The following is a 23,448-nucleotide window of genomic DNA, read 5'->3' on the forward strand; positions in this document are numbered from 1 at the left end:
GATCAGCGCCCCTCGTTGTCGGTGTTCAGGCCGGTGCCGTCGAGGACGGACCGTCGGATGTGCTCGGCGGCGGCTCCGACGCCGAGAGAGCCGTTCACCACCTCGTCGAGGAGGTCGTCGATCAGCGGATCCGGCGGGCAGTCCTCCCGCTCCCCGTCCGTGGCGTCGGGGTGGGCGTCGAGGAGTCGGCCGTCGAGCGGCCGCTCCGCGATCCAGTACCGCTCCCGGGCGAAGGGGTATGCGGGCAGCGGGACGATGCGCGCCGCCCCCTCCGGGTGGAGGCTGCCCCAGTCCAGCTCGAAGCCGTTCACCCACAGGTCGAGCACCTTGGCGTACGCGCCCTTGGCCAGCCACGTCTCGACGACCGCGCTCATGTCGGCGTCGGCGGTCAGCGCGGTCAGCGCGCGGTCGGAGCGTGCCGCGCGACCGCGGTGCAGCCCGGCGGCGCCGCCGTCGGGCTGGTCCAGGAAGGCCCGCAGCCGGTCCCCCAGTTCGGCGAACGAGCTGACGACCGTGCCCAGACGCTCGCTCATGGCCTCGCGTCCGACCTGCAGGGTGTAGGCGACATCGGCCGGCGTGGCCCCCCTGCGCTCGGCTTCCGGGAGGAAGTCCAGCAGAGCGCTCGCCTGCTCCCTCAGCCGCTCCTCGTCCTTGGCGGACAGGACGACCACAGCCGGCCCACAGGTCCGATCGGCCCCGGGAGCCGGCTGGTCGCGGACGTACTCCTCGATCACGACGTGGGCATTGGAACCGCCCGCGCCGAAGGACGAGACGCCCGCCCGGCGCGGCACTTCGGTGCTGACGCCGTCGACGGTGACGACCGGCCGCTTCCACTCCGCGCCCTCGCGCTGGACGACGAACGGCGTCGCGTCGAAGTCGATGTGCGGGTTGACCTCGTCGGCGTGCAGGCTGGGGACCAGCTCACCGTGCTGCATCTGCAGAACGGCCTTGAACACGCCCGCGATCCCGGCGGCGGCCTCGGCGTGCCCGATGTTGCTCTTGACGGAGCCGATCGCGCAGTACCGCACATCCTGCGTGTCCTGGGAGAACGCCCGGGTCAGGCCGTTGATCTCGATCGGGTCTCCCAGCACGGTTCCGGTGCCGTGAGCCTCGACGTAGCTGATCGTGCGCGCGTCGACGCCCGCACGGTCGAGCGCGTCCCGCACGACCCGGCCCTGTGCGACCGGATTCGGCACGGTGTAACCGTTCGTCGTACCGCCGTGGTTGATGCTGGTGCCGCGGATGACGGCGTGGATGTGGTCGCAGTCCCGCTCGGCGTCCTCCAGCCGCTTGAGGACGAGCGCGCCGACGCCCTCTCCGGGGACGAAGCCGTTGCCGCCGGCACCAAAGCTGCGGCACTCGTCCCCGTCGGCGAGCATCTGCAGACCGCACAGACTGACGTAGCTCGACGGATGCAGGTAGAGGTTCACGCCGCCTGCCACCGCCAGTTCGCAGTCGCCGTGGAGCAGGTGCTCGCACGCCTCGTGGAGCGCCGTCATCGAGGAGGAGCACATCGTGTCGATGGGCATGCTCGGACCATTGAGGTTCAGCTTGAACGAGACGCGGTTGGCTGCCGACCCGAAGGAGGTGTAGGGCTGGGCGGTGTCGCCGCGGCTCCAGCGCCCGGGGCCGTAGAGGTTGTGCCCGGCACGGGTGATCCCCACGAAGACACCGACGCTGGACCGGTGTTCCCGCTCGAGGCGGCTCCGCGTGTAGCCGGCGTTCTCGAACGCCCGCCACGCCTCCTGGAGGAACAGCCGCTCCTGCGGGTCGATCTCCAGGGCGTCGTTCGGCGTCATCTCGAAGAACAGCGGGTCGAAGTCGGCGAACCCGTCGAGGAAGGCGCCCCACTTGCTGTAGCTCCTGCCCTTCGCGACGGCTTCCTCCTTGTCGGGCTCGTAGAAGCCGTCGAGTGCCCACCGGTCGGCGGGGATCTCCGTGACGGTGTTCCGGCCCTCGCGCAGCATCGACCAGAAGGCGTCGAGCGTCTCGGCCTGGGGGAAGCGCGCGCTCATACCCACGATCGCGACGCCACCGGTGCGCCTGGACCGCAGTGCCGGACGAGCCTGCGTGCGGCCGGGTCCGGGCGTCGGAGCGGGCGCCGGGGCCTGCGCGTCCGGGACGACGGCCCGCGGGAGGGCCGCCGCCGTTTTCTGTTCCGCGGCCGGGCCGGGGCTCACTCCGAGGGCGCGGGCCACGGCCTCGCCGCGCTCGGTGACGAAGTACTCCGTCAGCGCCTCGATGGTGCGGTACTCGAAGAACAGGGTGCTGCTCGTCTCCCCCAGATCCTTCTTGAGGCCGGTCAGCAGCTGGAGGATGAGGATGGAGTCGATGCCGTAGGCGGACAGCTGCTCACGGACGTCGATGGCTTCGGCCGGGATCAGGAGGGTCCGGGCGACCAGCTCCTTGAGATAGGTGCGCACGGCGTCGCCGAGCACCGCCCCGTCCACCTGGGGTGCACCGGCCGAGGGCGCTGCGGGGACCGGCTCCGAGATCGGGACGGGGACCGGCCCGGAGAGCTGGCCGGCGAGGAGTCCGGTCGCGGAGCGCCGCGGTTCACCGCCGGTCCGGCGGATCACCCCGTCGCTGAAGCCGACCACCACCTGCTGGCCGAGTGGGTGCGCGTCCCTCGCGGGGAACTCAATGCCCTCGAAGCCCTCCCGCTCCAGCACCGACTGCCACGTCTCGGGCCGCAGGCCGGGCCCCCCGGGTTCGCGCAGATCGGTGTCCTTGGGCCACCAGCCGTCCAACAGCGCGAACGTCAGCATGCCGAATACGGTGTAGCCGTCGATCTCGTTGACGACCAGGGCACCGCCGGACCGCAACAGCGCCTTGCTGTTGCGCAGGGACGCACGGATCTCCTCGGTGGCGTGCAGCACGTTGGTCGCGATGACCAGGTCGTACCCGCCCTCGTCGAATCCCTGCTCGGTGACGGGCCGGCCGGCGTCGAAGATCTCGCAGCGCAGGAACGGATGGTCCGCTCCGAACTCACGTCGGCCGTGGATGAGGAACGCCTTGGAGAGATCGGTGTAGCAGTACTCGCCGACGTGCCGCCGGTACGGCTGGAGCCGGCGCATGACCGTGGCGGTGGTGCCACCCGTTCCCGCACCGACCTCCAGGATGCGTATCCGGGCTTCGGGATCCTGGGCGAGCCTGCTCTCGACGAGCGCGACGACACAGTCACCGACGACGTCGTTGAAGTAGTCGGCGATCATGTTCCGCTTGTAGATCCCCTCGACCAGGTCCAGCGAGGAGCCGGGGAAGATCACGTCGACGGCGGGGACGACGCCGGTGAGGACGTCCGGCAGCGCGCGCAGCGTCGTGTCGACCAGGCCGACGGACGCGCGCAGTTCGGGGTCCGCGAGCCACTCGCGCCGGCTGCGTTCCCACTCGGCGGCGGTGGCGTCCGGATCGACGGCGTCGGGCACGGCACGGTAGGAGCCTTCGGATCCCGCCGCCACGAGCCAGCCCTGTCGAGCGAACAGCTTCAGGGTCTCCGACGCCCAGCGGTCGTACTTCCCGAGGATGCCGCCGGCCTGCCGGAAGGAGTCCGCGTCGACGGTACCGGTCCCGATCCAGCCACTCCCGTGCAGCGCGCACCACAGCAGCCGCCGGAGCAGCTCGTCCAGCGTCCGCAGCTTGGACTTGGCCCGGGCCTCCACGGTCCGCAGCTGCTCCTGGCGCGAGGGCAGCAGCGGGGTGAGCGGATCGCTGCGGCGCTCCGCCGGGTCCAGCACGCGGATCGCCTCGCGGTCGGTGTAGCCCTCGAACCGCTCGGGCCGGCTGGTGTTGAGGTAGGCGATCTGCCCGAGCGGGGCGGCCAGCAGCCGCTCGACCGCGTCCATCGCCAGCACGGGGTCGATGTCGCCGAGGCCCTCGCGCCGGTAGATGCGCTCACGGACGTGCTCCGGAACGTCGAGTCCGCTGCCGACGGCGCCCCAGTAGCCCCAGTTGACCACCTTCACGGCGTACGGGCGTTCACCGGAGAGCCGACGGGCCAGGGCGTCCTCGAAGGCGTTGCCGGCCACGTAACTGCAGTAGCCCATGGATGGGTTGACCGACGCGATCGAGGAGAAGAAGAGCATGAAGTCGAGTCCCTCGGCGTCGAAGACATCCGCCATGCACACACTCGCGTCGATCTTCGCGCTCAGGCCCTGCCGGAACTGCTGCTCGGCGGTGTTGAGCAGGCTCTGGTCCACCAGGCCGAAGACGGACTGCACCACGCCGTGGACGGTGCCGAATCGCTCCTGGATCCGGGCGTAGGCGCCCCGCAGGGAGTCCCTGTCGGCGGCGTCGGCCCGGACGTACCACGGCGCCCGCCCGAGAGCGGCCAGTCGGTCGACCTGCGCCTGGATGGCGGCGTCCTTCTCCCGGCGGCCGATCCACACGATCTGCGCCCGGTAGCGCCGGATCATGTCCTCGCTCCAGAGGCGGCCGATGCCGCCCGCCCCGCCCAGGACGACGTACACCCCGCCCTCCTTGTACGGGGAACGGGCCGGGGCCGGCAGCTCCACCTGATACAGGCCTCGACGGAACCACTGGCCGTCGCGCAGCGCCCGTACGGTCGTGGCCCCGGCCGCGAGCAGGGTGCGGGCGGGGAGCTCGTCGGACTGGCCCAGGTCGAAGGAGCCCACGCTCCAGTTGGGCAGTTCCTTGGCCATGACCTCGGCCAGGCCGAGCACCGCCGCGTCGGCCGGCAGCACCGACTCGCCCGGCCGCACGGGCTGGGTCTGCCGCGTCACCACCGTCCACGTCAGCTCCTCGGCGCCGTAGCCCAGCTCGAACAGCGCCTTGAGCAGCCGGAAGAACGCGTCCACTCCGACGGCGGTGCGCCGCAGCAGCTCACCGGGCTCGGCGGCCGCGTCCGACGGGGAGATCCATACGAGGTCGCGGACCCTGCCAACACCCCGTAACTGCTCGGTGAGTGATGCCGTGCTCGCCGAGCCGTCGGCGAGGAAGCGGGCGTCGGGGCACTCGGCCGCCAGGGCGGCCCGCTCCGCTGCGCTGCCGCCCACGACGACGATGCCGCTCGGGACGGATGTGCCGCGGACGGGCTCGGGTGCCTCTTCCTCGACCCAGACCGGCGCCAGCGCCAGGTGGGCCGCGTCGGCCCGGGGACCCGGCGCGGGAGTGCGGTCGGCCGGCCGTGCGGGGATCGTGGGACGAGAGCCGTCACCCGAGGGCAGCCAGTGGCGCTGCCGCTGGAAGGGGTAGGTCGGCAGGGGGACACGACGGTAGGTGCCGCCCTCGAAGAGCTGCTCGTAGCGGAGCTGGTAACCCTGCAGATAGAGGGCGGATATGGCTTCCAGGTGCTCCCGGCGGGCCGTTCCCGTCGCGCCCTCGGCGCACTTGCGCAGGCAGCTGTCGCCATACTGCTCCAGAGCGGGCTGCGGACTCACCGCGTTCTCCGTGAGGTCGGCGGTGCGCACCTCCGCTTCTCCTCCGTCCGCGAGCCACCGCCCCAGAAGCGTCACCAGGTGGGCGGTGTCGCGGGCCACGCACGCCAGCCGGACGGGGCAGTGCCGCCGGCCCCGCACCAGGGTCGAGGCGATGTCGCCCAAATCGGTGTCCGGGTGGCGGCGCAGGTGCTCCACCAGCCGTTCCGCCTGCATCCGCAACTGCTCCGGGGAGAGGGTGGACAGCACCACGAGGTGGTCCTGGACGGGCGCGATGTCGCGGCGCGGCAGGTCGGGAGCTTCCTCGACCACCACATGGGCGTTGGTACCACTGAACCCGAAGGAGCTGAGCGCCGCGCGCCGCGGCCGGCCCGGCTCGGCCGTCCAAGGGCGGTGCACCGTGTTGACGTAGAACGGGCTGCCCTCGAAGTCGATGTGGGGGTTCCCCTTGTCGAAGTGGAGGCTGCGGGGCAGCTCGCGGTGGCGCAGGGCGAGCAGGATCTTGATGAGACCCGCCATCCCCGAGGCCGGCGCGGTATGCCCGATGTTGGTCTTGACCGAGCCGATGGCGCAGTACCCGCGTCGGTCGGTGTAGTGACGGAACGCGCGGGTCAGGGCCTGGAACTCGATCGGGTCGCCGAGCTGGGTACCGGTTCCGTGTGCCTCGACCAGCTGGATGCCGGCGGGGTCGATGCCGAAGGTGTCGTACACCTGGCGTTCGAGCCTCTCCTGCGACTTGGCGCTCGGCGCCGTGATGCCGTTGGACGTCCCGTCCTGGTTGATGCCCGAACCGCGGATCACGCCGTGGATGTGGTCACCGTCGGCGAGGGCGTCCCGCAGCCGCTTGAGCATGACGACGCCGACGCCCTCGCCGGGGACGAAGCCGTCCGCGCCCTCGGCGAAGGAATGGCACTGACCGGTCTCCGAGAGCATCCCGGCCTTGTGGGCGTTCAAGTAGTAGTCGGGTGCGCACTGCACAGACACTCCGCCGACCAGGGCCATCTCGACCTCGCCCGTGCGCAGTGCCTGGCACGCGAGGTGGAGGGCGACGAGCGATCCGGAGCAGGCGGTCTCGACGGCGATGGCGGGACCCTGCAGGTCGAGCAGATAGGACAGGCGTGCCGGGATGATCGCCTCGGCGTTGCCCCACATGGCCTGGGCGGGGGCGTCCGCGCTGGAGCCGGGCAGGTAGTCGCTGACCTGGGTGCCGATGTAGACGCCGCAGGACCGGCCGCGGATGGCGTCGCCCGCGTAGCCGGCGTCCTCCAGCGCCTTCCACGCCTCCTCCAGCACGATCCGCTGCTGGGGGTCCATGTAGGTGGCTTCAAGGCCGGATATCTGGAAGAACAGCGGGTCGAACCGGTCGATGTCGTCCATCAGCGAGGCATACCGGGGGTGGGGCGCGCCCGGCGCAACCAAGGCCGACATGTCCCAGCGGGAGATTTCGCCGACCAAGCTGCGGCCGTCGGCGAGATGCTGCCACAGCTGATCGGTGTCCTTGGCCGTGCCGAACCTTCCGCTCATGCCGATGAGGGCGACGGGCTCGCCGGCGGGGTCGGGGACGGTCGTGGACACGTCCGGCCTCGGCGTGCCGGTCGCGGCGGGCACGGGCACCGGGGCGTGTATGACCGGCGGTTCGGGAACAGGCGTCGGGGCAGGCTCGGGCGTCGGGCCCGCCGCAGGTACCGGGGCCGCCGGGGGCACCGGGGCGGCCAGGAGCGGTGACGACGCGTCGAGGTGGTGCTCCACCACATAACCGGCGAGCGCGCGCACCGAGCTGTGATCGAAGAGGTCCGTGACCGAGAGTGAGATGCCCAGGTCGGTGCTGAGCTGCTGCGTGAGCTCGACGCCGAGAATGGAGTCCACGCCGTAGTCGGCGAAGGAGTCCTCCTCGGATATCTCCCGGCGATCCAGCCCCAGAGAGGTCTGGAGCCGCTCGACGATCACGGACCGCACCCGCTCCCGCGCGTAGTCCGCGCCCATCGGTGTGGGGGCGTGCGCGCCGGTCCGCTCGCCGGCGTCGGCCACGACGATCTGGTGGCCTGCGTCGTGCATGGCGTCGGCGGGGAGGGACACGGCGGCGAAGCCCGACTCCAGCAGCACCTGCCGCCAGGTTTCGGGAGCCAGCCCGGGGCAGCCCGGTATGCGCAGTTCGGTGTCCTCGTAGCGCCACCAGCCGTCGAGCAGCCCGAAGGTCAGGTGCAGGAACGGGGTGCGGGTCGCCAGTTCGTTGAGGACGAGCGTGCCGTCCGCGCCCAGCAGCGCCCGCGTGTGCCGCGCCGCCGCCCGGACGTCGCGCGTCGCGTGCAGGACGTTGGTGGCGATGACGATGTCGTAACCGCCCTCGTCCAACCCCTGCTCCTCGGGGGCGCGTTCCACGTCGAACAGCTCGAACCGCAGATACGGATGGTCGGCGCCGAACTCCTGCCGTCCGCTGCGCAGGAAGTACTGGGAGACGTCGGTGTAGCAATACTCCGCCATGCTGTCGCGGTACTGGGCCAACCGGCACAGCACCTTCTCGCTGGTGCCTCCGGTGCCGGAACCGATCTCGAAGACGCGGACGCGGTGGGCGGGGTCACGGGCGAGCAGGGCCTCGACGCGGGCAGCCACCGACTCCGCCACGAGCTCGTTCAGCGCCGTGGCGCTCTCGCAGTCCCGGTACACACCGCGTACCAGACTCATCGACGACTGGGGGAAGATCACGTCAGTCGCGCGCCGTCGGCCCGAGAGGACCTCGGGCAGCTCGCGGATCACCGGCTCCAGCAGGTTGACGTAGGGGTTGGTGCCTTCGCTCGCCCGGCACACCGCCTCCCAGCGCCGCCACACGTCGGCGCCGTCGAGACGCGCCCTGTCCGTAGGTGTGTAGCGCTCGGTGTCCGCCTCGAGGTAGCCGTGCTCGGCCAGGATGCGCAGGCCTTCCCCGAGCCAGCGGTCGTAGCCGCCACCCGGTGCCAGGGCGGCTCGCAGGTCGGCGAGGGAGCCGCCGGCGCGGTTCATCCCCAGCGTCTGCAACTGCAGCAGGAGCAGTTCGCACAGCAGGGCGTCGTCGAAGCCCCGGGAGCTGCCGGAGTCCGCGAGCACGCGCTGCACCAGCCGGTCGTCCGGGCCGCCGGAATCGGTGGGGCGGGTGTCGTCACCGGCCGACCGCGGGGCGGTGGTCTTCTCCACGGCGAGCTGGTGGTACGGCCCGCGCAGCAGGAGGTCCAACGCGGCCATGCCTTCGGCGGGTTCGATAGAGCCGATGCCGCTCCGCTCCATCCGCCGCTGATACCCGGATGAGGCGACGACGCCGACGCTGCCCCAGTAGCCCCAGTTCATCACCTTCACGGTGGTGGGACGGCTCTGCCGCCACAGCCGGGCGAACGCGTCCTTGAAGACGCACCCGCTCACGTAGTTGCTCTGTCCTGCGGAGCGCTGGAACGAGTTGGTCGAGGAGAAGAACAGTGCGAAGTCCAGTGGCTCGTCCGCGAAGACCTGCGCGATGCGGACGCTGATGTCCACCTTCGCGCGCACGGCAGCCCGGAAACGTTCCTCCGGCATCCTGGCCACGCTCTGGTCGAGCAGCGCGAGCGCCGAGTGGACGACGCCGTTGATCTCGGGGAAGCGAGCCCTGATCCGCGCCACGGCGGCCGCCAGCGCCTCCCTGTCCGTGGCATCGGCCTGCAGGTACCAGGGGGCGGGTCCCAGCTGGGACACCGCGTCGATGCTGGCCCGGATGGCCTCGTCCTCGGCGCGGCGGCCGATCCAGACCACCTGCGCGCCGTAGGTGCGTACGACGTGCTCGGTCCAGACCGCGCCGAGTCCGCCGGCGCCACCGATGACCACGTAGACCCGGTCGCGCCGGTACGGCAGCGCCGCAGCGGGGAGCCCGTCGAACGCCACCGGTGCCAGGGTCTGCCGGAACCAGTTCCCGCCGCGGTTGGCCCAGCTGTCGCCGGACGGCTCCACCGGCAGGCCCATCGCCTGCCTCAGCACGTCGTCCCGCACCGCCTCCACATCGGCGAGGCGCACCCGCCACCGCGGGTTCTCCTTCGCCAGCGACCCCAGCAGGCCATGCACACCGGCGTGCGTCGGGTCGACGCGGTCGGTGTCGACGACGCCCTGGCTGCGGACGGTGAGGGCGGTCCACTCCAGGTCCCGCTTGTCGTAGCCGAGTGCCAGCAGCGCCTTGGCCAGACGGAAGCCGGCGTACACGCCCTCCTCCTGGCGGGTGATCAGGTCCTCGCTCTCCGGGAGCACCGTCGCACCGCCGCTCGCCACCCAGACGACGCCGTCGTAGTGTCCGCCGCGCGCGAGTCGCCCCCGCAGGCCGTCGACGGTGTCGTCGGCGCGCAGCAGCAGGACGTCCACGTCCTCCCCGCGCCCGGTGAGGAGAGAGCCCAGCGCGTCCGGGTCCGTGCCGACCAGAAGCGTCCGCCCCGGCGAACCGTCGCCGTCCGCCCGCGGAAGGGGGACGGCCTCCCAGCGCGGCTCCAGGAGCACCGGGCTCCCGGCGACTGGCCGTTCCGACACCGGCGGCGCCTCGGCCCCGGCGGACAGGGGCCGGGTGCGGAAGCCCCGGAACCGCACCCGGACCTCGCCGTGCGCGTCGCACAGGTCGACGTCGAACGCGTCGCCCCTCTCCGTGGTGCTCCTGAGCCACGCCCACATGACCGGCTCGCAAGGGCCCAGGATCTCGACGGCCGCGACGGCGTACGGCAGGTGGAGGCCGCCGCCGTTCCTCAGGCTCGCGGAGGACTGCAGTGCCGCGTCCAGCAGCCCCGGAGGCAGCACCTGCCCGCCCGGGCGGTACTCGGGCGCCTCGGGCAGCGCCAGTTCGGCGAGGACCTGGGCGTCTCCCACGAGGAGCCGCCTGACTCCCTGGAAGGAGGGCCCGTACGCGATGCCCTGACGCCGGTAGGCGAGGTACATCTCGCTCGCGGTCGTCTCGTAGCGGCCGCACTCGGTCCGCAGGGCCGCGAGGTCGAGCCGTGGCCGAGCCGCGGGCCCGTCATCGGGCTCGATGCGCCCCTGGCTGTGCACGACGGGGCCGTCAACTCCGCTCGCCAGGACGCGATAGCGGGTCCCCGCGACGCCGTCCGGTTCCAGTTCGACCTGGAGGTCGAGCGGGTTGTCCCCGGCCCTCACCGGCCGCAGCCACACGACATCGCGGAAGGTGATGGCGGCCGTCGGCGCGTTGTGCTGCGCGGCGTGGGCGGCTCGTGCCAGCTCCAGGTGGGCGACGCCCGGCAGGATCTTCTCCCCGGCCACGACATGGTCGCGCAGGAAGGACTCCGCCCCGGTGAGCGTCGTGGCGAACCGGCCTTCCGGGCCGGCGGCACGGCCGGGTGAGGCCGTGAACACCCCGCCCGTCGCCGATCGCTTCGTGCCCTGCCGCCACAGGCGCTTCCTGGCGAAGGGGTAGCCGGGTAGCGCGACCGGCGCGGTGCGCCGGCCGCCGGACAGCCGGTTCCACGTCAGGTCGTACCCCTGGCAGTAGGCCCTCGCCGCGGCGCGCAACGCATCCCGGAGACCGGCGTCGTCGTGGTGCGGTCCGGCCGCCTCCTCCAGCAGCCGGTCCCCGGCCTGCCGGGCCGCCTCGTTCGGTGTGAAGTCCTTGGGTACGTCGCCGGTGAGGACGTCGGGGTCGTCCCCGTCCGAGGCCCACGAGCGCAGCAGGCGCACCGCCTCGGCGGCGTCACGAGCCACGACGGCGCAGCGGTGCCGGAAGTGGGGCCTCCCCTCCAGCAGCGTCGCGCGGATGTCCGGTAGACCGTGCGGCTGCCCGGGATCCTCCAGGAAGTCGATCAGGTCGGCGACACGCTGCCGCAGCGACTCCTCGGACTTGGCCGACAGGGCCAGCAGGTGGACGGGCATCTGCGTGACCTCGTTCTCTCCGTCCGCCGGGGGACTCTCGACCACCATGTGCGCGTTGGTGCCGCTCATGCCGAAGGAGCTGATGGCGGCGATCCTCCGGCGCCCGGCGGCCTGGGGCCACGCCCGGTTCGTCTTGTTGACGAAGAACGGGCTGTCCTTCCAGTCGATGTACTCGTTCTCCTGCGCGCAGTTCAGGGATCCGGGGATCGTCTCGTGGCGCATGGCCTGCAGGACCCCGATGAGGCTGACGAGCCCGGAAGCAGCGAGCGTGTGGCCGACGTTGGGCTTCACGGACGTCAGAGCGCAGTACCGCCTCTTGTCGGTGAAGCCCCGGAAAACGTCGTTGAGCGCGTTGACCTCGACGGGGTCGCCGAGCCGCGTGCCGGTGCCGTGGGCGACCACGTACTCGATGTCGGCCGGGTCGACACCGTGCCGCCGGTAGGTGTCGCGGAGCAACGCGACCTGGGCGTCGCCGTTCGGGGCGGTGATGCCGTTGGACCTGCCGTCGTAGTTGATGCCGCTTGCGCGGATGACGCCGTGGATCCGGTCGCCGTCGGCCACCGCTGCCGAGAGCCGCTTCAGCACCACGACGGCGACGGCCTCGCCGAGCACCATCCCGTTCGCGCGCCTGTCGAAGGCGTAGGTGACGCCGTCCTCGGACAGCATGCCTGCCTGCCGGGTCCGGGTCAGCAGCTGCGAGGTGGTGATCAGGCTGACGCCCGCGGCCAGGGCCACCTCGGACTCGCCGGCCCGGATGCTCGCGCATGCCTGGTGAGCGGCGACCAGCCCCGACGAGCAGGCCGTGTTGATGGCCATCACGGGACCGCTCAGGTCGAGCAGGTAGGACAGGCGTGCGGCGAGGATGCCGTCGTGGTTGGCGGTGACGCTGCCTGCCTCGGGGTCCGGGGTGTCGTAGTCCCCCTGCTCGACTCCCACGAACATGCCGATGCTGCGGGTCGACGCGGGCGTCCAGCCCGCGTCCTCGAGGGCGCGCCACGATTCCTGGAGCAGCAGACGCTGGCGCGGGTCCAGACTGCGCGCCTCGTTCGGGGATATCTCGAAGAACAGCGGGTCGAACTCGTCCAGGCCGGACAGCTGGCCGACACGGAACGCGCCGAAGGGGCTGTCGTACGGCTCGCCCCACAGGTCGAGGCGCTCGTGGGAGACATGGCTGACGGCGTCGCGGCCCTCCGCGAGAAGCGACCACAGCTCGGAGGGGTTGTCGGCGCCGGGGAACCGCCCGCTCATGCCGATGACCGCGATGGCGTCGTCGTCCTGGGGCTCCGTACGCGGCTTCCCGACGCCGAGATCCGCGTCCGGGGTTCCGGCGGCGTCCTGGACGGGCTCGGCGCCGGCGGGCGGCCGGTCGGCGGGGATCGCCTCATCCCGCGGGGGTGCCGGTTCTGCTGCCGTGGGTCCGGAGACGGCGCCGCCGACGCCCTGGCCGAGGTAGAACGCGGCCAGGAGCTCCTTGTGCTCGGTGGCGAAGTACTCCCGCAGTTTTCGCAGCGTGGAGCGGCTGTAGAAGAGGGCCGGCGTGACCTCGACGCCCCAGTGGTCGCCCAAAGCGGTGGCCAGTCCGGCCAAACTCACCGAGTCGAAGCCATAGTCGGCGAGGTTGTCGTCCTCGTAGAGCTTGTCCGGGGACAGGCCGACCGCGCCACTGACGATCCGCCGCAGGTCGTGTGTCAGGCGTTCCTCGACGTCAGGGGCCGGCGCCGAAGCCGGGCCGCCCACGCCGGTGGGGCGGGCCGGGGGGACCGCGGCTGCGCCGGTTCCCGGTGGTGCCGGGACGTCGGCGGGGGACGTCAGTCCCAGAAAGCGGGACACCCGGCTCGGCCTGCCGACCAGAATCATGTGCTGGGCGGCCTGCTGGGACAGCAGGCTGTCGAACAGGGCGATGCCGTCCGCCGTCTCCAGGAAGTCCTGACCGCTCGACTTCAGCAGCATCGTGGTGGTGTCGCGGTCGAATCCCATGCCACCCTCGCGCCACAGCGGCCAGTTGACGACCACGGTCCGTCCTGACAAGCGGCCCGCCCGCACCTGGGCGTCACGGTGTCGGGCATAGGACATCTGGAAGCGGTTGCCGACCGCGTAGTCGCAGGTGCCGAAGTCGCCGATGACGGCGGCGGTGGAGGAGAAATAGCAGACCAGGTCCAGCTCTTCACCGACCAGCACCTCGTCCAGTGTCAGCGTTCCCCGGATCTTGGGGCCGAGGACGTCCTCGAAGGAACGCAGGTCCTTGTCCAGGACGCTGCCCTGCCCCTGGACACCGGCCGCGTGGATGACTCCGTGCAATGCGCCGAAGCGCTCACGCGCCTGCGTCACGGCCTGCTTCATGTCGTCCGCGTCGCAACTGTCCGCCTGGACGTACAGCACCCGCTGTCCGGCGGCGAGGCCACGCAGGGCCTCCTGGCGTGTCTCGTCCAACGGGGAGCGCCCGGTCAGGACGAGATTCGCCGCGTAGTGCTCCGCGAGGTGCCGGGCCACGATCATCCCCAGCCCGCCGCAGCCGCCGGTGATCAGGTAGGTGCCACCGTGCCGGAGGGCGCCGGAGCGGTTCTCGTCGAGCGTGGCCTCACGGACGCGGCTCACGAAGCGCCCGCCCGAGTGGTACAGCGCGCTGATCGCCCGCTCCTGGCGCAGCTCTGCGACCAGCCGCGTCAGCCAGGCGGCGGTGTCCGCCGGCCGCATTGGGTCGGCGGCGTCCTGGAGCACGGCCACCACGGACAGCTTCGGCATCACCATGCCCAGCGAGCGCTCGAAGCCGAGGTGCGCCTCCAGCAGCGCGCGCTCCCGGCCGTCGCGGTACTGCCCGGCCACCATGCAACGGCGTACGTCGAGCCCGGAGCCGGCGATGGCCTGAACCGTCAGGACGACGTCACCGAAGTCGCCGTCTGTGCCTCCTGGTTCGAGCGCCTCCATGCTGACGACCGCGTCGACGGGAGTGGGGCCGGCCGCGATGTCCCGGAAGGCTTCCAGGTAGTCCTGGGCCGAACCGCGGCGGACCTCGTAGCGGTCGGGGTGTGTCTTCCGACCGGTGTCTCCGTGTCCGACGAAGACCGTGTGGAGGGAGGGGTCGAGTTCCCGTGCGGCCCGCGTGACGGCCTCCTGACGCTCCGCTCCGGTGCACAGGAAGACGATGCCCCGCGGCGCACGCCCGGTGCCGGCTTCCAGAGGCGCGGGCTCCCAGTCCTCCACGAAGGCCAGCGGCCGGGTCCGTTCCTCGGCGGACGGGTCTGGGGGCGCCGCGGCGTCGGCCGCCGCGGGCTCGGCCGGGGCCACCGTCCGCGGGGGCTGGAGCGCGAGCGCGGGAGGCGCGTCGAGCCAGTGGCGTTCCTGGACGAACGGGTACGTCGGCAGGGAGATGCGGAGCGGCTCGGTGTCGCGGGCGAGGGACGTCCAGTCGAGGGCCAGGCCCTTCACCCAGACGTTGGCCAGCTTGTCGTGGCGGCCCTGGGCGAGCCACTGCTGTACCAGGTCCCGCATCTCCTCGTCGGCTTCGAGGAGAGCGACGGCGTCCTTGTTCTGCCGCACGCTCCCGCGGAAGACGTTCGCGGTCTCCTGCTCGCCGCCGAGGAACGCGCGCAGTCCCTCGCACAGCGCGTCCCGCCCGTCGGCGATCAGGGCGAGGCGCTCCTCCATGGCCTCGCGGCCGACCTGGAGGGTGTAGGCGATGTCCGCCGGATCGGCGTCCTGGCCGGGCCCGGCCAGCCACGTCAACAGTGCCCGGGCCTTCTCGCGCAGCCGCTCGTCGTCCTTCGCCGACAGCACCAGCAGCTCCGGACGCGGGACTCGGGCCGGACGTGCGGGCCGCTCCGACCCGGGCTGGTACTCCTCGATGATCACGTGCGCGATGGCACCGTGCGCGCCGAACGACGAGACGCCGGCGATCCGGGGCAGGGTCCGCTGCACCCCGTCGACCGTCCGGGTGGGCCGCTCCCACGGTTGCAGCTCGCGCTGTACGTAGAAGGGCGAGTTCGGGAAGTCGATGTACGAGTTCAGCTGCTCGGAATGGAGGGAGGGCACGAGCATCCCGTGCCGCATCTGGAGCAGGACCTTGGTGACGGCGACGACGCCGGCCGCGCCCTCGAGGTGACCGATGTTGGACTTCACCGAACCGATCGGACAGTACTGCTTCCTGCCGGTGTGCTTGCGGAACGCCCGGGTCAGACCGGTGATCTCGATCGGGTCGCCGAGGGCGGTGCCCGTGCCGTGGCCCTCCACGTAGCTGATGTCCTCGGCCGAGAGCCCGGCGTCCGCCAGGGCGCTCGCGACCATGTCCGCCTGCGCCAGCGGGTTGGGCACGGTCATGCCGTTCGTCTTGCCACCGTGCACCGTGGCGACGCCCCGGATCACACCGTGGATGTGGTCCCCGTCCTCGACCGCCTGGTCGAACAGCTTGAGCAGGACGCAGCCGACGCCCTCGCCGGGTACGTAGCCGGTGCCGCCCTCACCGAACGAGCGGCAGCGTCCGTCCTTGGAGAAGAAGTTCATCTGGCTGAGCGAGACGTACTTGTTGGGGTGCAGCGACAGGTTCGCGCCGCCGGCGAACGCGAGCGACGAGGAGCCGTTCCTGATGCTCTCGACCGCCATGGCGATCGCGTAGAGCGACGAGGAGCAGGCGGTGTCGACGGTCAGGCTCTGCCCGTGCAGGTCGAAGAAGTAGGAGACGGCGTTGGAGGCGGCGGCGCGGTCGGACAGGACGACGTCCTCACCGCTGTACAGCTGGTACTCGTTCCACATCATGCCCAGGTAGACACCGACCTTGCGGGCCTTGTCGGGGCTGAGGGACCTGCGTGTGTACCCCGCGTCCTCCATCGCCTCCCAGGCGGACTGGAGGAACAGCCGCGTCTGGGGGTCGGTCAGCGCGGCCTGGTTCGCCGACATGTTGAAGAACAGCGCGTCGAAGTTCTCGGCGCCGTCGATGAAGCCGCCCCATTTGCTGGAGCTCTTGCCGGGTGTCTTCTCGGCCGCGTAGTACAGGTCCTTGTCCCACCGGTGCGGCGGGATCTCCTCGATGCAGTCCTGACCGCGCTCCAGCACCTTCCAGAACTCTTCGAGGTTGCGCGACTTCGGGTACCGGCCGCTCATGCCGATGATCGCCACGTCGCGCGGGCGTCCCGCGGCCCGGCCGTTCGTTCTCCTGGCCGACGGTGCCTCGTCGAGGTCGGGGGCGACGGTCCTCACCTCCGCGAACCGGCCCTGCGGCGTGACCGGCCCGGAGGGCACGGGGGCCGCGGGCGCGCTCTTCGCCGGCGCCTGTGAAGCCGCCGCGGTGGACCGCGCCGGCCCCAGCAGCTCGGTCAGGCGTGCCGTCTGGTACTCGGTGAAGTACTCCGCCAGTTCATGGATCGTGCGGTACTCGAAGAACAGCGTTCCCGGAAGGGAGTCGAAGTCCTTCGTCAGAAGCCGCATCAGCTCCATGATCTGGATGGACTCGATGCCGTACTCCCCCAGCTCCGCAGCGGCGTCGATCCGCCCCTTCGGAATGTGGAAGACCTGCGACAACCGGTCCCTCAGATACTCGACCGTCCGGATGAACATCTCACCCGAGTCCTCCACGGGCGCCGGTTCCACGCCCTTCGCGACGGCCACGGGCTCGTGCACGGTCACCGGTTCCGGCTCGGCCCCGGCACGCTCGGCACCGGCCCGCTCTGCCCCCGCGACCCGCAGGACCTTCTCGATCTTCCGACGCTCGCCCTTCGTCACGACGACCTGGGTCTCGTCGGACATCAGGATCTCCAGCACCGCCCCGATACCCTCCTCGGTCCGCAGCCCTCGCATACCCGAGTGGTCGTGGTAGAGGGTCTTCGCCGGGCCGTCCTCGGCGAGCTCGCCGAGCATGCCGCCCTCGTCCCAGTACGGCCAGTTGACCGATACGCTCCTCCCGTGCCGCAGGTCCTGCGCCCGCAACTCCTCCCGGTGCCGGACGTAGCCGTCGAGGAACCGGTTGGCGGCGGCGTAGCTTCCCTGTCCGAAGTCGCCGACGTAGGCGGCGATGGACGAGAACACGAGGAAGAAGTCGAGCGGGTCCTCCGCGGTCAGTTCGTCCAGATGGACGGTCCCGTGCGTCTTCGGCGCCAGGACCCGCTCGAATTCGGCCCAGTCCACGTCCAGGACGCCCGTACCGCCCATGACGCCCGCGCCGTGGAAGACACCGTCCAGACTGCCGAATCGTTCCCGCGCCGCGTCGAGCGCCGTGCTCACACCGTCGCGGTCGGCCACGTCGCAGGCGAGGTAGAGGACCTCGGCCCCGGCGGCCTCCAGTGCGGCGAACTCCTCCCGCAGCGAGGCGTCCGGTTCCCGGCGGCCGAGCAGGACGAGCCGCGCCCGGCACTCCCGGGCGAGGTACCTGCCCAGGTGCAGCCCCAGGGCCCCGGCTCCACCGCTGAGCAGGTAGACGCCGCCCTCCTTGAGAGGCAGCTCGGAGGCACCACTGCGCGCTTCCGCGGTCCACGGCCGCAGTACCCGCTCCGAGCGGACGCCGTCGGCGTGCCGGATCTCGTGCCGGCCGCGCGGGGCGGAGCCCTCCGCCCGGCCGAGCTCGCGCAGCACACTGCCGGCGACGGCGTCCGCGTCCCCCGCGTCGGCGACCTCGAGGCTTCCCACCCGGAACAGGTGGTCGACCGCCGTCATGGCACGGCCGAAGCCGACAAGCGCCTCCGCTGCCGCCCGCTGCGGCCCGGTCCGGTCCGGCAGCACGGAAAGGTACTGGACCTCCTGCTCGGTCCCGGTCCGGTGCACGGACCGGAACAGGTGCAGCAGGCCCTCCAGCTCGATCGTGAGCTCGGACGGGTTTGGGGTCAGCGGCCAGAAGTTGACGATCGCCCGCGGTGACAGGTCGCGTTCGCCCAGAGTCCGCAGAAGCCGGTCGAAGTCCTCGGCGCTGCGGCGGTCCACGGTGAACAGGTCCGGTCCCGACTCCTGGAACACGTTCCCGCTCCGCACACGCACGACGCGGCCCGCGTACTGCGACCCGATGCGGGTGCCGCGCGTGTCCTCGTCGTCGAGGATGAGCAGCGTACGCCCGGCGCCGGGGGACTCCACCTCGCGGGCGGAGCCGGCGTCGGTGTCGGCATCGGTCCAGCGCGGCACGTAGTAGTGCAGCTTCTCGCTCTTGTCGGCCGTGAACTCCTTGAACACCAGGCCGGTGAGCCGGACGCACTCCATGCCGCTGTCGTCGCAGATCGCGAGGTCGACACTCATCGTGCCGTCACGAGCGATCCGGTGGACGGTGGCGTGGCAGTAGGACTGCCGTGGTATCGGTGCGAAGACCACGAGCTCTTCGAGGCTGAACGGAATGCGCAGCACACCGTCCTGCTCGCCGATACCGCGCAGCGCGTTGAGCGCGGCATCGAACAGCGAGGGATGCAGGGTGAACCGGGGGTACTCCTCTTCGAGGCCATCAGCCAGCACGATCCGGGCCAGAGCCTCGGTCTCGCCGCAGTACAGCGTCTCCATGGCCTGGAAGGTCTCGCCGTACCCGAACCCGAGTTCCCGGAGGCTCGCGAAGATCTCGGCGTTCTCGCGGCGGGTGGTGCACCGCGCCTTGATCGTGGGAATGTCGATCGCGCCACGCGGCCGCGTGGACCGGTCGGCTGCGTAGCCGGCTCGGCCCTGGGAGAAGACCGTGCGTTCTCCCTCGGTCCCGTCGTGGATGACGAACTCCAGCGCGTCCTGTTCCAGCGGGGTCAGCTCGATGTGCACGGTGCGGGAGGCACTGTCCATGACGATCGGACGGCCCCAGATGATGCCGCGCAGGGTGACGCTGTCGGACCCGGTGGCCAGTCGGGACGCGGTGTACGCCATCTCCATGTGGGCGACTCCGGGCAGCAGGATCTTCCCGTCCACGACGTGGTCGCGCAGGAAGAACTCGCTGGCCGACAGGCGTTTGGCGAAACGCTGAGACCGGAGTGTGGAGATGTTGCTGTCCAGCAGCGGGTGCAGCGCGGTGGACGCGGGAAGGGTGTGCGGCTGCGCCGCGCGGCCGGACCTCGCCGAGTCGGCCCAGTAGGTATCGCGGGCGAAGGGGTAGCCGGGCAGCGACACGCACGGGAGCGGCCGGTCGCCGAAAAGGTTCTCCCAGGCCAGCTCGTACCCCTGACAGTAGAGGTCGGCCAGGGCCCGGACCGCGTCCCGGTACCGGGCGTCCCCGTCTCCCTCGCGGACGCGTCCTATCAGCTCGTTCCCGTACTCGGTGAGCGCGTTCTGGGGGCGGAAGTCCCTCCCGGGCAGCCCGCGGAACACCTGGGGGGCCTTCTTGCCGTCGAGAACCTGCTGCAGCAGCCGCTCGGCGTCCTCGGGGGTTTCCGCGACCAGCGCACACCGGTGCGCGAAGTGGTGCCGCCCCGCGAGCAGGGTGCTGCTGATCCGTCCGAGACCGGCGTCATCGGCCCCACCGGCCCGGAGGAAGGCGAGCAGGTCCGCCACCCGTGTCCGGAGCGCCTCCTCGGTCTTCGCCGACAGCGCGAGCAGGTACGAGGGCCGGGAGACGGCCGGATGTCCGGCCGATCCGTCGCCGTGGCTCTCCACGACGACGTGGACGTTCGTCCCGCTGATGCCGAAGGAGCTGACGGCACCCGTCCGTTCCCGCCCAGGTCGGGGCGGCCACGGCCGGGCCTCCTTGTTGACACGGAACGGGCTGCGCGTCCAGTCGATGTACTCGCTCTCCTGCTCGGAGTGCAGACTCGCGGGCACCGTCCGGTGCCGCAGGGCCTGCACCAGGGCGATCAGGCTGACCACGCCCGAAGCGGCCAGGGTGTGCCCGATGTTCGTCTTGACCGAGGTCAGGGCGCAGTACTGGGTCTTGTCGGTGTGCCGGCCGAACGCCTCGGTCAGCGCGTTCACCTCGATGGGGTCACCCAGCCGGGTGCCCGTGCCATGGGCGATCACGTGCTCGATGTCGGCGGGTTCGATGCCGAACCGCTGGTACACGGAGTCGAGCAGGGCGACTTGTGCGGGCTGGCTGGGCGCGGTGATGCCGTTGGTGCGGCCGTCGTGGTTGAGGCCGCTCGCCGTGATGACCGCGTGCACCCGGTCACCGTCGGCGAGGGCCTTGGCCAGCGGCTTCAGTACGACGGCCGCGATCGCCTCGCCCATCACCATGCCGTTGGCACGCTTGTCGAAGGCGTAGCAGACCCCGTCGGGCGACAGCATCCCGGCCTGGGTGGCGTGCTCGTAGAACTGGGGCCCGGCCAACAGACTGACGCCCGCGGCGACCGCCGTGTCGCACTCACCGCTGCGCAGGCTCAGGCACGCCTGGTGTACGGCGGCCAGGCCGGCCGAGCAGGCCGTGTTGACGGTCAGCACCGGCCCGGAGAAGTCGAGGAAGTAGCTGAGTCGCGCGGCCAGGATTCCGTCGTGGCCGGAGGTCAGCGTTTGTTCCTCCTCGGCCAGACCCGGGTAGTCGCTCTGTTCTGCGCCCACGAACATGCCCATGGTGTTGTCGCGGAGTTGCTTCGCCCCGTATCCGGCGTCCTCCAGGGCCCGCCAGGACTCCTGCAGCAGCAGACGCTGCCGGGGGTCCATGTGCTCGGCTTCCTTGGGGGAGATCTCGAAGAAGAGCGGGTCGAACTCGGCTTCGCCGGGTAACCATCCGCCCCTGACGTCCGAGGCGCCGGCGACGCCGGCCCAGTTTCCCAGCCGGTGCGCGGGGATCGGCGCCACGGCCTCCTGGCCCTCGGCGAGCAACTGCCAGAATTCGTCGACCGTGCGGGCCTGGGGAAAGCGGCCGCTCATACCGATGACGGCTATCCGGTGGTCTCCGTCGTCACCGGCATCGGATCCGGAAGGCGTCGCAGGGCGGGCCGCCGGGGCGGACTCGTCCCGTGCAACCGTGGACGCCTTCCCCTCGGCGGGGACCGTCTCGTCGACGGTGTTGTCGTCGGCGGCCGTGTACTTCCCCACCACGGCGTCGGCGTACTGCTCCTCGAGGAGACGGTCCCTGAGCATCTCGAGGGTGAAGTATCCGTAGAAGAGCGACGGCGCGACGTCGATGCCGTAGTGCTCGCTCAGCCGAAGGGCGAGCTGTGTGTTGCCGACCGAGTCGCACCCGAGGTCGGACAGCCGGTCCCGCAGATGGATCTCGTCGGCGGAGAGCTTCAGCACGCCGCTGACGAGGCTCCGGAGATCCGCCTCGACGCGTTCCCGGACGTCGGTGTCCGTCCGCTCCCCTCGTCGTGTGCGCGCGGTCTTGTCCGACACGAGCCCCTCCTGCTTGATCGCGGACTCCGGCTCCTCGCCCGTCGCGGACGTCGGCGTCCCGGTAGGAGCGTTCTCCTCTGCGGCGTCCGGTGTGATCCAGAAACGGTGCCGGTCGAACGCGTAGGTCGGCAGCCCAAGTCGCCGTCCCGGGAACGACGTGAACAGGGCCTCCCACCGGCGGTCGTGTCCTTCGGCGAAGGACTCCGCCAGGTTCAGCAGCCGCTCCCGGTACTCGGCGGCGGGGAGATCGGTACCGAAGTCGAACTCGACCTCGCCGGCGGGCCGGGGTGTTCCGGCCGGATCGCTGTCCGAGGGCGTGCCCGCCGGCTCGTGGAAGCAGTCGTCGGCTCGCCCGGTGTCGAGCAGCAGGGTCAGCTTCGCCCGGAGATCGTCATGGTCGCGCACGACCAACGCGGTCCGGCGGTCGAGGTTTTCCCGGCCCAGGAGCAGCGTGGCACTGAGGTCGTTCAGGTCGGCCTGGGCACCGTCGCCCTCGAGCCATTCCCGCACATCGCGGAGCCGCCGATCGAGCGCGGTGCCGGTTCTGGCGGACATACAGACCAGGTACGCGTGACGGTCCGGCGGATCGGCCGGTGCGGTGGTCGGCGCCTCTTCGAGCACGACGTGGGCGTTGGTGCCGCCGATACCGAACGAGCTGACGCTCGCGCGACGGGGCAGCGGTTCACCGGCCCCCGACCGCAGCGGTTTCCACTCACGCAGCCGGTCGACGATGTGGAAGGGTGTGCCGTCCAGGTCGATGCGCGGGTTCAGCCGCTGGAAGTCCCGCAGAGCGGGCAGCTGCCGGTGCTCCAGCGCGAGCAGCACCTTGATCAGGCCGGCGATCCCGGCGGCGGCTTCCAGGTGGCCGATGTTGGGCTTGACCGAGCCCAGCCCACAGTAGTTGTGCTCACGCGAGGCCGCCGTCTCACCGCGCGCTCGGCGGAAGCCCTCCACCAGCCCCTCGATTTCGACCGGATCGCCGGTCGGCGTGCCCGTGCCGTGCGCCTCGACGTACCCGATGGTCTCGGGGGAGACGCCTGCCCGGACGATGGCGTCAGCGACGACCTGCGCCTGCGCGTCGTCGCTGGGATAGGTCAGGGTGCGTGTCCTGCCGCTGTGGTTCACGGCACTGCCCTTGATGACGCCGTAGATGCGATCGCCGTCGCGCACGGCGTCCGCGAGCGGCTTGAGCAGGACGGTGCCGCCGCCCTCCCCGCGTACATAGCCGTCGGCTCGCTCGTCGAAGGGATGGCACGAGCCGGTGGGCGACAGCATGCCGGTCTTGGCGAAGGAGGTGTGCCGGGCCGGAGTCAGTACGAGGTTGATCCCGCCGGCGAGCGCGAGTGCGCACTCGCCTTGTTGAAGGGACTGGACCGCGAGGTGGAGGGCGTGCAGGGAGGCGGAGGACGCCGTGTCGACGACCACACTGGGGCCGTGGAAGTCGAAGAAGTGGGAGATCCGGTTGGCGATGACGGCGCCGATGGTTCCCGTGGAGTGGTGCGCCGCGACCTCGCGCAGCTGCCTCTCCTGAAGCTCCTTGTAGTCCAGGTTGAACGAGCCGATGAACACCCCGACGTCGCGCCCGGAGAGCGCGCTGGGCGCGATGGCGGCGTCCTCGAGACAGGACCAGGCGAGTTCCAGCATGATCCGCTGCTGCGGGTCGGTGCTCTCCGCCTCCAGCGGGGAGAGGCGGAAGAACTGTGCGTCGAAGGCGTCCACATCGTCGATCAGGCCGGCCCATCTGCCAGGAGGGCGCCCTGCGTCTTCGCCGGAGGCCTCCGCCGACGCGCCTCTCCCCATGTCCCAGCGGGCTTGTGGGACTTCACGGATTTGCGACCGGTCGTTGCTGATGACGTCCCAGAATTGGCGGTGGTCGTCCGCCCCGGGAAATCGGCACGCCATGCCGATGACAGCTATGGGGACATGCTGCGACATCAGTGGAGACTCCCCTTGTCGTTCGCGATGTTGTGGACCACCACCGTGGCCGCCC

General features: G+C 71.1%; 1 protein-coding gene. It reads right to left on the bottom strand.

Annotated elements, in window-relative coordinates; genetic code table 11:
* Nucleotides 1-2: 2 nt before the first annotated feature.
* Nucleotides 3-23,393, bottom strand: a complete 23,391-nt coding sequence (locus ACZ5DS_RS08330; protein WP_468235177.1) for an SDR family NAD(P)-dependent oxidoreductase — start codon at nucleotides 23,391-23,393, stop codon at nucleotides 3-5.
* Nucleotides 23,394-23,448 lie beyond the last annotated feature (55 nt).

The organism is Streptomyces sp. NPDC031100 (assembly GCF_055570785.1).

Bases quoted from the DNA above. Each gene is read 5' to 3' on its own strand.
- ACZ5DS_RS08330 (WP_468235177.1), bottom strand. From the start codon at position 23,393: ATGTCGCAGCATGTCCCCATAGCTGTCATCGGCATGGCGTGCCGATTT.